Source organism: Nocardioides sp. SYSU D00038, assembly GCF_016924665.1.
In the GTDB taxonomy this organism is placed as follows: domain Bacteria; phylum Actinomycetota; class Actinomycetes; order Propionibacteriales; family Nocardioidaceae; genus Nocardioides.
Window position 1 is genome coordinate 26,546 of sequence record NZ_JAFFJT010000024.1, and the last position, 13,661, is coordinate 40,206.

At 74.5% G+C, this 13,661-nt stretch carries 12 protein-coding genes; 4 read left to right on the top strand and 8 right to left on the bottom strand.

Annotation, left to right across the window (positions count from 1 at the left end):
* Nucleotides 1–5: 5 nt before the first annotated feature.
* From JT721_RS13750 to JT721_RS13765, 4 genes are read right to left on the bottom strand one after another with little or no spacing between them, the layout of a single operon-like run.
* The gene (locus JT721_RS13750) at nucleotides 6–779 is read right to left on the bottom strand and encodes a dioxygenase (RefSeq protein WP_205473761.1); all 774 of its coding nucleotides are present in this window, start codon (nucleotides 777–779) and stop codon (nucleotides 6–8) included.
* 22 nt (nucleotides 780–801) lie between these two features.
* A complete protein-coding gene (locus tag JT721_RS13755) occupies nucleotides 802–1,518 on the bottom strand; it encodes a uracil-DNA glycosylase (RefSeq protein ID WP_205473764.1) in 717 nt (238 codons plus the stop codon).
* A gap of 33 nt (nucleotides 1,519–1,551) precedes the next feature.
* A complete protein-coding gene (locus JT721_RS13760; RefSeq protein ID WP_205473766.1) occupies nucleotides 1,552–2,634 on the bottom strand; it encodes an SMP-30/gluconolactonase/LRE family protein in 1,083 nt (360 codons plus the stop codon).
* On the bottom strand, nucleotides 2,631–4,175 hold the full coding sequence (locus tag JT721_RS13765; protein WP_205473769.1) for a flavin monoamine oxidase family protein: 1,545 nt from the start codon (nucleotides 4,173–4,175) through the stop codon (nucleotides 2,631–2,633). The genes JT721_RS13760 and JT721_RS13765 overlap by 4 nt, the downstream gene beginning before the upstream one ends.
* A 69-nt stretch (nucleotides 4,176–4,244) precedes the next feature.
* Between JT721_RS13765 and JT721_RS13770 the strand changes: the two genes are divergently transcribed.
* The 3 genes from JT721_RS13770 to JT721_RS13780 are packed head-to-tail and all read left to right on the top strand — an operon-like array spanning nucleotide 4,245 to nucleotide 6,462.
* On the top strand, nucleotides 4,245–4,865 hold the full coding sequence (locus JT721_RS13770) for a TetR/AcrR family transcriptional regulator (RefSeq protein ID WP_205473772.1): 621 nt from the start codon (nucleotides 4,245–4,247) through the stop codon (nucleotides 4,863–4,865).
* The gene (locus JT721_RS13775; protein ID WP_205473774.1) at nucleotides 4,862–5,533 is read left to right on the top strand and encodes a class II aldolase/adducin family protein; all 672 of its coding nucleotides are present in this window, start codon (nucleotides 4,862–4,864) and stop codon (nucleotides 5,531–5,533) included. The genes JT721_RS13770 and JT721_RS13775 overlap by 4 nt, the downstream gene beginning before the upstream one ends.
* Entirely contained in the window at nucleotides 5,530–6,462 is a 933-nt protein-coding gene (locus JT721_RS13780) for a carbohydrate kinase family protein (protein ID WP_205473777.1), read from the top strand. The genes JT721_RS13775 and JT721_RS13780 overlap by 4 nt, the downstream gene beginning before the upstream one ends.
* A gap of 93 nt (nucleotides 6,463–6,555) precedes the next feature.
* On the opposite strand, the gene JT721_RS13785 is transcribed toward JT721_RS13780, so the two are convergent.
* The 4 genes from JT721_RS13785 to JT721_RS13800 are packed head-to-tail and all read right to left on the bottom strand — an operon-like array spanning nucleotide 6,556 to nucleotide 12,189.
* Entirely contained in the window at nucleotides 6,556–7,983 is a 1,428-nt protein-coding gene (locus JT721_RS13785) for an aminotransferase class V-fold PLP-dependent enzyme (RefSeq protein ID WP_205473780.1), read from the bottom strand.
* A complete protein-coding gene (locus JT721_RS13790) occupies nucleotides 7,980–9,296 on the bottom strand; it encodes an MFS transporter (RefSeq protein WP_374220888.1) in 1,317 nt (438 codons plus the stop codon). Before JT721_RS13790 ends, JT721_RS13785 begins: the two co-directional genes overlap by 4 nt.
* A gap of 7 nt (nucleotides 9,297–9,303) precedes the next feature.
* Nucleotides 9,304–10,710, bottom strand: coding sequence for an alpha/beta fold hydrolase (locus tag JT721_RS13795; RefSeq protein ID WP_205473782.1), 1,407 nt, complete (start codon nucleotides 10,708–10,710; stop codon nucleotides 9,304–9,306).
* A 51-nt stretch (nucleotides 10,711–10,761) separates the two neighbouring features.
* Nucleotides 10,762–12,189 (bottom strand): trehalose-6-phosphate synthase, encoded by a 1,428-nt coding sequence (locus JT721_RS13800; RefSeq protein ID WP_205473785.1) that lies wholly within the window; start codon nucleotides 12,187–12,189, stop codon nucleotides 10,762–10,764.
* Between the two features lie 152 nt (nucleotides 12,190–12,341).
* Here JT721_RS13800 and JT721_RS13805 point away from each other — a divergent pair, with 152 nt between their 5' ends.
* Entirely contained in the window at nucleotides 12,342–13,655 is a 1,314-nt protein-coding gene (locus JT721_RS13805) for a sensor histidine kinase (protein ID WP_205473787.1), read from the top strand.
* Nucleotides 13,656–13,661 lie beyond the last annotated feature (6 nt).

A 13,661-nucleotide genomic window follows, 5' to 3' on the forward strand; every position in this document is an offset into this window, starting at 1 on the left:
GGGCGTCAGGCGACCTGGAGCGAGCGCTTCGACAGCCCCATCCAGAAGCCGTCGATCACCTGGGTGCCGGGCTCGTCGGGCGTGGTCGCCGCGCCGAGGGTGACGAATAACGGCGTGTAGTGCTCCACGGTGGGGTGGGCGTAGGGCATGCCCGGCGCCCGGTCGCGGTACGCCGCGAGCGCGTCGACGTCGCCGCGGGCCAGCGCCTCGCCCGCCCAGGCGTCGAAGTCGGATGACCAGCCGGGCGCCGCGGCGTCGATGCTCCAGTCGGTGAGGTAGGGCAGCCCGTGGGTGAGGAAACCGGAGCCGACGATCAGCACCCCCTCGTCGCGCAGCGGCTGCAGCCGGTGGCCGAGCTCCATCAGCCGCACCGGGTCGTGGGTCGGCAGCGACATCTGCAGCACCGGCACGTCGGCCTCGGGGTACATGATCGTGAGCGGCACCCAGGCGCCGTGGTCGAGGCCGCGGCTGGTGTGCTGGTGCACCGGCTCGCCTGCGGGCATCATCGCCGCGACCCGGCGCGCGAGCGCGGCCGCGCTCGGGGTCTCGTAGGTCATCCGGTAGTACTTCGGGTCGAAGCCGCCGAAGTCGTAGACCAGCGGCGCCCGGTCGGCGCTGAGCATCACCGGCGCCGACTCCCAGTGGGCGCTGACGATCAGGATCGCCTGCGGACGCGGCAGGTCACCGGCCCACGCCGCCAGCTGGCCCGACCACACCGGGTCGTCGAGGAGGGGCGGCGCGCCGTGGCCGAGGTAGAGGGCGGGCATCCGGGTGGTCATGCCACCCATCATGGTTCAATCTTCAACTTTGTTCCACACCTGCGGGTGCCGACGGTGGGAGCGTCCAGTCCACGGGCGTCGCGCCCTGCTCCTCGAGCAGCCGGTTGACCCGCGAGAACGGGCGCGACCCGAAGAACCCGCGCGAGGCCGACAGTGGCGAGGGGTGGGCCGACTCGACGTACGGCACCGGCCCGAGCCACGGCTTGAGCGACTGCGCGTCGCGGCCCCACAGGATCGCCGCGAGCGGGCCCCCGCGCGCGACCAGGGCGTGGATCGCGCGCTCGGTGACCTCCTCCCAGCCGCGGCCGCGGTGCGACGCCGACTCACCCGGCCGCACCGTCAGCACCCGGTTGAGGAGCATCACGCCCTGGTCGGCCCAGGCGGTGAGGTCGCCGTGCGGCACGGGCGGGCAGCCGACGTCGCTGCCGAGCTCGGCGTAGATGTTGGCCAGGCTGCGCGGCACCGGCCGCACCCGGGCGTCGACGGCGAAGCTCAGCCCGATCGGGTGGCCGGGCGTCGGGTAGGGGTCCTGGCCGACGACCAGCACCCGCACCTCGGCCAGGGGACGCTGGAACGCGCGGAACACGTGTGCCCCGGCCGGCAGGTACGCACGCCCGGCGGCGAGCTCGTCGCGCAGGAATCGCCCCATGGCCGCGACCCGGTCGTCCACCGGCGCGAGCGCCTCGGCCCAGTCGGGGGCCATCAGGCCCTTCGCCACGAGCCCGGCCAGCGCTGACATGGCGCCGAGGCTAGCGGGCCAGGGACAAGTCGGTCAGCGCGGGAACCGGGCCCGCTTCGGCAGCCAGGGCCGCCGGCCGGTCTCGCCGACCTCGACGGCCAGGATCGCCTGGTGGGCGGCCTTGCCCGCGATCGCCGACTGGTTGGCCACCAGCACCGTGGTGCCGAGGAAGGTCGCGCTGCACGGGGTGTCGAAGGGGATCGGTGAGCCGTTGTCGCCCAGCAGCGGGACCTTCGGGAAGCGCCCGACCTCCTTGCCCTGCGGCGTCAGCTCGACGAGCTGGGCGGCCGGGCCGGCCAGCGAGACGTAGATCCGGCCCGAGCGACCGATCCCGAAGCCGTCGGGCAGCTCGGCGGGGCGTGAGCGCCACAACGTGCGCAGCGTGCCGGGCCGGCCGTCGGGTCGGAGGGGCAGCGCGAACAGCGCGCCGTTGGTGGGCAGCGTCGACCCGCCCAGCGTGGTCTGCTGGGTGATCAGGAACTCGCGGGTGGCGGGCCGGAAGTCGATGCCGGTGGTGCCGAACTTGATGCCCTGGAGGTGGCGTGAGCTGAACCACTTGCGCGGCGCGCGGCCCGGCGGCACCCGCCACAGGTCGCCGTGGGCGTAGTCGGTGACGTAGAGCCAGCCGCGCGGGCCCCAGGTGGCGTAGTTGGGCACCACGCCCTTCGGGAACCTCGCCACGGTGCGGAAGGCGCCGGTGCGCAGGTCGAGGGTGCGCACGGTCGCGGTGGAGGTCTCGAGCAGCACCAGCCGGCCGTCGCGGGTCTGGTTCGCGACCTGCACGCCGTGCTGGCCGAGCACCTGGCCCGGCACGGTCCAGGAGCGCAGCAGGGTGCCGTCGGCGTCCCACTCGAACACCCGCGAGCGCTGGCCCTGGGCCCGAGGGTTGACGTAGCTGCCGGCGTAGACCCGGCCGTTGCGGTGGACGAACGTGTACGCCGGGTAGCCGGGCGCCGGCACCCGGGCGAAGACCGAGGTCTCCCAGCGGGCCGGCCCGAAGGCGACTTCGGTGGCGGCTTCTGTGGCGGCAGGGGCCGGGCTGGTCGGCGCCAGGACGCCGAGCAGGAGGACGAACGCCAGCGTCAGCAGCCGGACGGTCGTCGTCGACCGGCTCACCGGCGCCGCTCCAGGTGGTCGAGCACCTCCACGGCGGCGCGCTTGCCGGAGCGCACGGCGCCGTCCATGTAGCCCGACCAGTAGGTCGAGGTCTCGGTGCCGGCCCAGTGCACCCGGCCGTGCGGGCGCCGGATCGCCGAGCCGAACTCCACGAGGCTGCCGGGGGCGTGGATGGCCGTGGGGCCACCGCCGGTCCAGCGCTCCTTGGTCCAGTCGTGCTCGACGTAGTCGGTCGGGCGCAGCGCGCGCTCGCCGAACAGCTGGGCGAACCCCTCGAGCACGTGCTGGCGGCGCTGGGCCTTGGTGAGCAGGCCGTAGCGGCGCCAGGTCGACCCGCCGACGAAGGCCAGCAGCACGCCGGGCCGACCGTCGGGCGGCGAGTTGTCGAAGACCACGCGGGCCGCACCGGCGTCGTTGACGCCGAACCCGGTGAGCCCGGCCTCGCGCCAGAACGGCGTGGGGTAGACGGCGTCGCACTTCATCAGCTGGCCCATGTCGAGGTGGCGCAGCAGCTGGGTGCGCCGCGCGGGCAGCCGCGGGAAGAACCGGATGTCGAGCACGGTGGGCGGCGGCGCGGCCACGATGACCCGCTTGGCGATCACGGTGCCCCGCTTGGTGTGCACGACCGCGCGGTGGTCCTTCTGCACGATCTTGGTCACCGGCGCGGCCAGGGCCACGATGTCGCCGAGCTGGCGGGCCAGCCGCCGCGGGATCAGCTGGGAGCCGCCCACGAACCGGCGCTCCTGCGCGCCGTTGGCGGTGTCGGAGTTGCGGGCGAAGGTGCCGACCGTGCGCTCGTTGCCCGAGCAGGCGACGTACCAGAGTGCGAAGAGCAGCGAGAGCTCGTCGGGGTCGGCACCGAAGGTGGGCTGGGTCCAGGACCGGATGAGGTTCTCGAGGCCGCGCGCGTTGAGCGCGTTGCGGCGGATCCACTCGCCGAGGGTCATCGCGTCCCACTGCGCGGCGCGCGGGTGGGTCCACGGTGCGTCGACCGCGATCTCGGCGGCCATGCCGTCGATCTTGCCCAGCAGCAGGGCGGCGTCGAGCAGGATCGTGGGGTCGGGCGGCACGGTGCCGGTGTAGAGCGTGCGGCCGGTCGTGGAGGAGACGTAGACGTTCTTGCCGGTGTTGTGCTCGAGGAACGTCGGCACCCCGAGCTCGCGGGCCAGGGCGGCGATGTGGTCCTGGGTGGGGCCGATGAACGCGCCGCCCGACTCGATCACGTCGCCGCCGGCCAGCTTGTGGTTGAGCACCCGGCCGCCGACCCGCTTGCGCGCCTCCAGCACCAGCACCGAGTGGCCGCGACGGGCCACCTGGCGGGCGGCGACCAGGCCGGCGATTCCGGCACCGACCACGACGACGTCGACCTTGCGGGGCAGGCCGCCCTGGCGACCGCCCGGTGCGGCGACCGCGTCGCCGGAGAGGGCGCCGGTGCCGAGGGCGGCGGCGCCGCCGATCCCGAGGAGGCCGGCCTCCAGCGCGCCGCGCCGGGTGAGCGCGGAGTCCGGGCGAGGCTGGAACGGGTCCGGGGACGAGGTCATGGCGGCTCCTGACGACGGCCAGAACCTGAACATGTGTCAGGTTCGGGTCCGTACCCTACACTCCAGCCCATGTCGACCGCACGGGCCGAACCGTCGTCGCGGCGGGTGCCCAGCCAGGAGCGGAACCGGCGCCGGGTCGAGCAGATCCTCGACGCCGCCGAGCGACTGGTCGTCGGCCACGGGGTCGAGGCCCTGACGACCCGCGAGATCGCCCGGGCCGCGGAGGTGCCGGTGGCCTCGCTCTACCAGTACTTCGCCGACAAGGAGGCCGTGCTCCTCGCCCTAGCGGCGCGCGACATGGAGGAGATGGACCGCCAGCTCGCCGACGACCTCGCCGGGCTCACCGCGCCCGGCGTGCCCGAGGTGGTGCGCACCGCGGTGCTGGCTTTCGTCACCGTCTACCACCGGCGCCGGGCGTTCGTGCAGATCTACCTGCGCGGGCGCACGAACGTCGCCGTCCACGAGTTCGGCCGCGAGCACAACCGGCGGATCGCCGAGACCCTGCTGGCCTACGCTCGCGACACCGGGCTGGCCGGACCCGGGCTGACGGCTCCGGTCGCCCTGCTCGCCGTCGAGGTCACCGACCGCCTCTTCCAGCTCGCCTTCGAGCGCGACGACGACGGCGACCCGCTGATCCTGGAGGAGGGCATCGCGATGATGACCGCCTACCTCGAGCGGTACGCCGCGTGAGCCTGCGCGACGACGTCGCCGCCGCCGCGCGTCGGCTCGCCGACGAGGGCCTGGTCGTCGGCACCGCCGGCAACGTCTCCGCCCGCGACGGCGACCTGGTCGCGGTGACCGCCAGCGGCGTGGTGCTGGCTACCTGCCGGCCCGAGGACGTCACGGTCGTCGCGCTCGACGGGTCCCTGGTCGAGGGCGAGCTGCGGCCCACCTCCGAGATCGACCTCCACCTCGGCATCCACGCCGACGGCGCGTCCGTCGCAGTCGTGCACACCCATGCGCCGTGGTCGACCGCAGTGGCCTGCGTGCTCGACGAGCTGCCGGTGCTGCACTACCAGCAGCTGCTGCTGGGTGGACCGGTCGCGGTGGCGCCGTACGCGACGTTCGGCTCGCCCGAGCTGGCCGCCCACGTGCGCACCGCGCTGCGCGGCCGGCAGGCGGCGCTGATGGCCAACCACGGCTCGGTGGCGGTCGGCGCGACGCTGGACCAGGCGGTCGAGCACGCGGTGCTGCTGGAGTGGCTGGCCGCGCTGCACCACCGAGCCGCTGCGCTCGGCGCCCCCCGGGCGCTCACCGGCGCCGAGCAGGAGGCCGTCGTGGCGGCCGCGATCGCGCGCAGCTACGGCACCCCGCAGCCGGCGGAACCCCGACCCCACCACCCCGAGGAGGACCAGTGAAGGTCGCCTGCATCGGCGTGCACGTGCTCGACACCCACGTCATCGGCATCCGGTCGATCCCGCCCGGCTCGGAGGGGCAGCTGGTCGAGGCGATCCGGATGTCGCCGGCCGGCACCGCCGGCGGCACCGCGGTGGTGCTGGCCCGGCTGGGCGCCCTGGTGTCGTCGTACGGCGCAGTCGGGGCCGACCCGGCCGGCACGACGCTGCGGGCGCTGCTCGAGGCCGAGGGCGTCGACACCGCCGGCCTGGTCGTGCGCGAGGGCCACCAGACCTCCGCGTCGGTGATCCCGGTGCGCGACAACGGCGACCGGCCGGCCTGGCACTGCATCGGGGCCAACGGCGCGTTCACGCTCGACGACCTGCCGGACGACGCCCTCGACGGCGTCGACCACGTGCACCTGGGCGGCCCCGAGTTCCTCGGCGGCGAGGCCGCCGGGCGGCTGCTCGCCCGCGCCCGCGAGGCGGGTGCCACCACCTCGCTCGACGTGCTGGCCCCCGGCGACCCCGGGCTGCTGGAGTGGATCGCCGACGCGCTGCCCCACACCGACCACCTGCTGCCCAACGACGAGCAGGTGCTGGGCTTCACCGGCGCGGCCTCCCTCGCCGACGGCGCACGCGCGCTGGTCGACCGGGGCGTCGGCTGCGTGGCGGTGACCGCCGGCGGGGAGGGCGCCCTCGTCGTCACGGCGTCCGGGGTCGACCGGGTGCCGGCCCACCCGGTCGAGGTCGTCGACACCACCGGCTGCGGCGACGCGTTCAGCTCCGGCTACATCCGCGGGCTGAACCTCGACCTCCCGCCCGGCGACGCCGCCCGGCTCGGCTGCGCCACCGCGGCCCACGTCGCCCAGGGGCTCGGCAGCGACGCCGGCTCCTACGACCTCGATGCCGTGCTGGAGCTGGCGGGGCTGGAGCTGGGTGGGCCGGCCTGAGGCGGGATCGGAATCCCCGGTCGACCGGGGATCCCCCATGTTGTCGGGCAATGCAATGCCCGACAACACCGAGAAGCGCCCGACAAGTCCGGGCTAGGCGGGCCGCGACAGCCGGTCGAGGAACGCCACCAGCAGGGCCTCGCGCATCGGCGGCGAGGCCAGGTCGAGCAGTGCGTTGACCTCCGCCATCCGCTCGGGCAGGGCCAGCCCCTCCGACGCCTCGCCCACCAGGCCCGACGCCGCCAGCAGCCCGTCGAAGTCCGCGTCGCTGAGCGTTGCAGGGTCGAGGGCCCGGATGAAGTCGACGACGCCGGGGTCGACGGCGACCGGGCCGGCGGCGACGGCGGCGGCCACCGAGGCGCGCAGCGCGGAGAGCAGCTCGTCGACGTGCGGCAGAGTGGCGGCCGAGACCGACAGGTGAATGGTGGGCGGCTCGCCGGCGTGCGACATCTGCGGCTGCACGTACCAGCCGCGCGCGGCCATCTCGTCGCACACCGTGAACGCGTCGCACCTCGCGTCGGTGGCCAGCGCGACGAGCGTGGAGTCCGGCGGCGCGACCACCCGCAGCTCCGGCACCGTCGCCACGCCCGCGACGATCGCGTCGACGGCGCTGAGCACGTCGGCGGTCAGCCGCTCGTAGCCGGCGTCGCCGAGCGCCTGCAGCACCGCCCACGCACCCGCGAGCGGCCCGCCCGACTTCGTCGACTGCATCGTGGAGTTGAGCATCGTGTAGCCCGGCCACGCCGCCGAGGCGAAGAACTGCGGTCGGCGCAGCTCGGCCGTGCGGTGCAGCAGCAGCGAGGTGCCCTTGGGGGCGTAGCCGTACTTGTGCAGGTCGACCGAGACCGACGTGACGCCCTCGACCGCGAACGTCCACGGCGGCACCGCCCTCCCCAGCCGCGCCGCCCACGGCAGCACCCAGCCGCCGATGCACGCGTCGACGTGGCAGCGCACCCCGCGCGCGGCCGCCAGCGCGGCGAGCTCGGTGACCGGGTCGACCACCCCGTGGGCGTACGACGGCGCGCTCGCCACCACCAGCACCGTCGAGTCGTCGAGCGCGGCCTCGGTCGCGGCGACGTCGGCGCGGAAGTCGGGCCCGACCGGCACCAGCACCGGCTCGACCCCGAAGTAGTGCGCGGCCTTGTGGAACGCCGCGTGCGCGGTCGAGGGCAGCACCATCCGGGGCCGCGCCACGTCGGGGCGGGCATCGCGGGCGGCCTGCACGGCCAGCAGCACCGACTCGGTGCCGCCCGAGGTCACCGTGCCCACCGCGCCGTCGGGCCCGTCGAGCAGGCGCAGTGCGAAGCCCACCAGCTCGTTCTCCATCGTCAGCAGGCTCGGGAACGCCGTCGGGTCGAGGCCGTTGCTGCCGGCGTAGGCCGCCACCGCCTCGCGCCCGACCCGGTCGACCTCGGCGAGGCCGGAGTCGTAGACGTAGGCCAGCGTGCGGCCGCCGTGCACCGGCAGGTCGGCGGCCTGCCGCTCGCGCAGCCGGGCCAGCACGTCGGGTGCGGGGCTCATGCGTCGACCTCCTCGCGGGTCAGGGAGTAGCGGGCCAGCCACCACAGGCTGGCCAGGGTGAGCACCGCGGGCACGACGGAGAACCCGAGCGTGATCGCGGTGACCGCCGAGCCGGGCTGGGTCACGTCGCCGTCGGTGCTGGAGACGTAGCCGCCGATCGCCAGCCACAGCGCGAAGACGCCCGGCCCGAGCGCGAGGCCGAGCGTCTCGCCCGCGGTCCACACGCCGGTGTAGACGCCCACCCGGTTGCTGCCGGTGCGGCGGGCGTCGACCGCGGCGGCGTCGGGGAGCATCGCGAGCGGGAAGACCTGGCAGCCGGCGTAGCCGACGCCCACGAGCGCCGTGGCTGCGTAGACGGGCGCGGCCTGCTCGGTCCGGGCGAGCACGGCGAGCAGCGCGCCGGCCGCGAGCACCAGCGAGCTGGCCAGGTAGCCGCGCTTCTTGCCGATCCGGGCGCCCAGCGCCGACCAGGCCGGGGTGAGCAGCAGCGCCGGGCCGACGAAGCAGACGAACAGGATGGTGGCCGCGCCGTCGCGGTCGAGGACGTCGCCGGCGACGTAGTCGACGCCGGCCAGCATGCTGCCGGTCGCCAGCGCCTGGATCACGAAGGTCGTGAGCAGCAGCCGGAAGTCGCGAGCCCCAGCCACGACCCGCAGCTGGTCGCGCAGCGACCCCGGCCCGGGCTCGACCGCGCGCACCGGCGCGGACCGGGTGCCGGCGTAGGCCGCCACCACGCCCACCAGGATCACCGCCGCCATCGCCAGCCCCATCACCCGGTAGCCGTCGCGCCCGCCCACGGCGTCGCGGATCGCCGGTGCGCTAGCGCCGGCGAGCATGATCGTGAACGCCAGGATCGCCACCCGCCAGGTCATCAGCCGGGTGCGCTCGGCGTAGGAGTCGGTGAGCTCGGCCGGCATCGCGACGTAGGGCACCTGGAAGAACGCGTACGCCGTCGCGCAGGCCAGGAACAGCACCAGCACCCAGGCCGCGTCGGCGCTCCGCGAGCCCAGGTCGGGGCCGGCGAACAGCAGCCCGAAGCAGACCGCCAGCGCGATCCCGGCTCGCAGCAGCCAGGGCCGGCGCGGGCCGCGCGGGTCGACGGTGCGGTCGCTGATCCGGCCCGCCACCGGGTTGAGGAACACGTCCCAGGCCTTGGGCGCGAAGACGATGAACCCGGCCGCCAGTGCCGCGATCCCCAGGGTGTCGGTCAGGTAGGGCAGCAGCATCAGCCCCGGCACGGTGCCGAACGCCCCGGTCGCCACCGAGCCCGACCCGTACCCCAGCCGCACGCCGCGGCCCAGCCGATCCGTCACGGTCGGGTCAGCGCGCCAGCCCGCGCGAGCCGCCCGAGCCGTAGCGGCGGCGGGGGTTGGCGCCGATGCTGCCGGCCTCCGGCGTGGCCTTCTCGGCAGCGGCCTTCCTGGTGGTGGCCTTCCTGCCCGGGGACTTCTTGGCAGCGGTCTTCTTGGTGGCGGTCTTCTTGGTGGCGGTCTTCTTGGCAGCGGTCTTCTTGGCAGCGGTCTTCTTGGTGGCGGTCTTCCTCGGCGCTGCGTTCTTGGTCGCGGACTTCTTGGCAGCGGTCTTCTTGGCCGCAGCCTTCCTCACCGCGGCCTTCTTGGCGGGCGCCCTCCTCGCCGGGGCCTCCTCGACCGGCGTCGACCACTGCGAGATCCACTCGTCGAGCACCCGCCAGGTCGAGGTGCGCGCGGCCCGCCCGGTGAGCATCCCGAGGTGTCCGCCGGGCACGATCTCGAAGCGCACCTCGCGCGATCCCGACAGCAGCGGCACCAGCGCCTTGACCGCCGGCACCGGCGCGATGCCGTCGGTGGCGCCCGCGAAGACCAGCACCGGGGCTTGGATGTCGGCCACCGAGATGGTCCGGCCGTCGAGCTCCATCGAGCCGGTGACGAGCGCGTTGCCCTTGACGAAGCGGTGGTAGAGCTGGCCGAAGGTGCGGCCGGGGTAGGCGTGCATGTGGGCGGTGAAGTCGTCGACCGCCTCGACCTGGGCGAGGAAGTCGGTGTCGTCGAGGTGGGTGGCCAGCGCGATCGGCTTGGTCACCAGCTTCTGGAACGACGAGAGCTGGAACGCCCAGCGCACCAACGGCTTCGGGGCGCCGCCCATGAGCTGGTAGGCCTGGGTGATCGGGCCCCGACCGGTGCCGAGGTTGAGCAGTGGCCGGAACGGCGCGACCAGCGGCACCTGTGCGACGTCGAACGGCGAGCCCACCGCGGTCAGCGAGGCGATCGGCAGGTCGGGCTGGTCGGCGGCGGCGAGCAGGGTGAAGATGCCGCCGAGGCTCCAGCCCACCACGTGCACGGGCCGGCCGCCGGCGTGCGCGGAGACCTCGCGGACGGCGGTGGGCACCACCTCGTCGATCCAGTGCTCCATGCCGAGGTTGCGGTCGCGGAACGACACCTCGCCGTACTCCACCAGGTAGGTGGGGCGGCCCTCGGCCACCAGGTGCTCGACCAGCGAGCAGCCGCGGCGCAGGTCGTAGCAGGTCGCCGGGGCGGCCAGCGGCGTCACCAGCAGCACCGGGTCGCCGCGCTCGACGACCGTGGCCGGCCGGTAGTGGTAGACCTCGCGCAGCGGCCCGTCGTCGATCAGCGTGCGCGGCATCCGGCGCAGGTCGGCCAGGCCGCCGTAGAGCAGCTTGTGCGCGACGTTGCTCGCGGCCGAGACGACCTGGTCCGGCTGGGGGACCAGAGGGATGCCGGGGGCCATGCCGAGCAAGGTACCCCGAGCCGCGGGCTCAGCGGGCGGCGTCCGTGCGGGTCACGACCGGCGGGCGGGCCGGACCGGCTTGCTGTGCGGGTTGCGCACGTCGGACAGCTCGGACATGAACCCCTGCGCCCAGGCGACGACGTCGTGCTGCTTGATCGTCTTGCGCATCGCCTTCATCCGGCGGGTCAGCTCCTTGTCCTCGGCCTGGTAGGCCTCGAGCAGGGCGGCCTTCATGCCGTTGATGTCGTAGGGGTTGACCAGCCAGGCCTGGCGCAGCTCGTCGGCCGCGCCCGCGAACTCCGAGAGCACCAGCGCGCCGTCGTCCTCGAACCGGCAGGCGACGTACTCCTTGGCGACCAGGTTCATGCCGTCGCGGTAGGGCGTGACGACCATGATGTCGGCCATCCGGTAGAGCGCCGCCATCTCCTCGCGGGGGTAGGAGGAGTGGAGGTAGCTGATCGCCGGGCGGCCGATCCGGCCCAGGTCGCCGTTGATCCGGCCCACCAGGCGGTCGATCTCGTCGCGGAGGATGCGGTACTGCTCCACCTGCTCGCGCGACGGCACGGCGATCTGCACGAACACGGCGTCCTCGACGTCGAGATGGCCGTCCTTGATCAGCTCGCTGAACGCGCGCAGTCGCGCGTAGATGCCCTTGGTGTAGTCGAGCCGGTCGATGCCGAGGAAGACCTTGCGCGGGCTGCCGAGGGCGTCGCGGATCTCCTGGGCGCGCTCGGCCACGGCCGGGGAGGTCGCCAGCGCCTCGAAGCCGGCGGCGTCGATCGAGATCGGGAACGCCGCCGCCCGCACGGTGCGCCCGTCCGGCAGGTAGACCAGGTCGCGGTGGGTCTTGTGCCCGACCCGCTGGCGCACCAGGCGGATGAAGTTCTGGGCTGCGCCCGGCAGCTGGAAGCCCACGAGGTCGGCGCCGAGCAGGCCCTCGAGGAGCTGGCGGCGCCAGGGCAGCTGCTGGAACAGCTCGGCGGGCGGGAACGGGATGTGGAGGTAGAAGCCGATCCGCAGGTCGGGGCGGAGCTCGCGCAGCATCCGCGGCACCAGCTGGAGCTGGTAGTCGTGGATCCAGACCGTGGCGTTCTCCTCGGCCAGCTCGGCGGCCTTCTCGGCGAAGCGCTGGTTGACCTGGGTGTAGGAGTCCCACCACTCGCGGTGGAACTCCGGCTTGGCCACGAGGTCGTGGTAGAGCGGCCACAGGGTGCCGTTGGAGAACCCCTCATAGTGGCCCTCGATGTCGTCGCGGGTCATCGTCATCGGCACCAGGGTCATGCCGTCGTCCTCGAACGGCTCGAGGTCCTGGTCGGTGCCGCCCGGCCAGCCGACCCAGCACCCGTCGTGGGCCCGCATCACCGGCTCGATCGCGCTGACCAGACCGCCGGGGGAGCGGCGCCAGCCCGCCGTGCCGTCGGGCAGCTGCACCCGGTCGACCGGCAGTCGGTTCGCGACGACGACGAGGTCCCAGGCCATGGTCGTCACCCTATGCGGTCCGCGGTCGGACCCGCCTCCCGCGACCCGCCTCCTCGTGACCCGGCCTCCGGGCGGGTGTCGGGACAACCCGACACCGGGTCGGGGTGCTGGCAGGATCGAGCCCGGGCCGTCCCGCGCCCGAGCATGGAGCCATGACCGAGACCCTGACCATGAGCCAGCCCGTCGAGACCGCAGCGCCGCACCGCGACGCACCCCGCGGCGTCCGCCGCCTGGTCCTCGACACGACGTACGCCGTGAGCGCGCTGCCGGTGGCGGTGGTGGCGTTCGTGCTGACCGTGACCGGGCTGTCGCTGGGCCTCGCGACCCTGGTGGTGCTGCCGGTCGGCGTGGTCGTGCTCGGCGTCACCGCCCAGGTGGCCCGCGGCCTCGCCGGCCTCGAGCGGCTGCGGCTGCGCTCGCTGCTCGGCCGCCGGGCGCCGTCGCCGGCCCGACCGCCGGTCAGCAGCGTGTGGTGGCGGCGGGCCGTGGAGCCGTACCGAGACCCGCAGACCTGGCTCGACGTGGTGTGGGGCCTGGTGAGCCTGGTGACCGGCACCATCGCGTTCAGCATCGTCGTCGCCTGGTGGGGCGGCATCCTCGGCGGGCTCACCTACTGGTTCTGGTCGCGCTGGCTGCCGGAGAGCAACGAGGGACTGGCCGAGCTCCTGGGGCTGGGCGAGGGCCGCGACGCCGAGAGCCTGCTCCACCTCGCGATCGGCGCGGTGCTGCTGCTCACCCTGGTGCCTGTGGTGCGCGCCGTCACCGCCACCCACGCCGGCCTGGCCACCACCCTGCTGTGCAGCCGTGCCGAGCTCCAGCAGGAGGTGCAGCGGGTCGAGACCGGCCGCGACGCGGCCCGGCAGGCCGAGGCCTCCTCGCTGCGCCGGCTCGAGCGCGACATCCACGACGGGCCGCAGCAGCGGCTGGTCCGGTTGAGCATGGACCTCGGCCGGGCCCGCAAGCAGCTCGGCACCGACCCCGAGCAGGCGGGCGCGACGATCGACGCGGCCCTGGTGCAGGCCCGCGAGACCGTGGAGGAGCTGCGCGCGCTCTCGCGCGGCATCGCCCCGCCGCTGCTGGTCGACCGCGGCCTCGCGGTCGCGCTGGAGGAGATGGTGCTCCGCAGCCCGGTGCCGGTGGAGACCCGGCTCGACCTGCCCGCCGACCTGCCGCCCCACGTCGAGACGGCCGTCTACTTCGTGGTCGCCGAGGCGTTGACCAACGTCGCCAAGCACGCCGGCGCCGCTCGCGCGGTCGTCACCGCCCGGCCCGACGGCGACGAGCTGCTGGTGCTGGTGGAGGACGACGGCCTCGGCGGGGCCCACGAGGGCAAGGGCCTGGGCCTGGCCGGGCTGCGCCAGCGGCTCACCGGCGTCGACGGCACCCTGCTGCTCGACTCGCCCGTGGGTGGCCCGACCGCGCTCGTGGCGCGGATCCCGCTGGGGCCCGGCCGGGGCGCGTCGTGAGCCGGC

Coding starts and splice junctions, on each gene's coding strand:
- JT721_RS13755 (WP_205473764.1), bottom strand. CDS start 1,518: ATGTCAGCGCTGGCCGGGCTCGTGGCGAAGGGCCTGATGGCCCCCGAC.
- JT721_RS13765 (WP_205473769.1), bottom strand. CDS start 4,175: ATGACCTCGTCCCCGGACCCGTTCCAGCCTCGCCCGGACTCCGCGCTC.
- JT721_RS13750 (WP_205473761.1), bottom strand. CDS start 779: ATGACCACCCGGATGCCCGCCCTCTACCTCGGCCACGGCGCGCCGCCC.
- JT721_RS13785 (WP_205473780.1), bottom strand. CDS start 7,983: ATGAGCCCCGCACCCGACGTGCTGGCCCGGCTGCGCGAGCGGCAGGCC.
- JT721_RS13795 (WP_205473782.1), bottom strand. CDS start 10,710: ATGGCCCCCGGCATCCCTCTGGTCCCCCAGCCGGACCAGGTCGTCTCG.
- JT721_RS13800 (WP_205473785.1), bottom strand. CDS start 12,189: ATGGCCTGGGACCTCGTCGTCGTCGCGAACCGACTGCCGGTCGACCGG.
- JT721_RS13805 (WP_205473787.1), top strand. CDS start 12,342: ATGACCGAGACCCTGACCATGAGCCAGCCCGTCGAGACCGCAGCGCCG.
- JT721_RS13770 (WP_205473772.1), top strand. CDS start 4,245: ATGTCGACCGCACGGGCCGAACCGTCGTCGCGGCGGGTGCCCAGCCAG.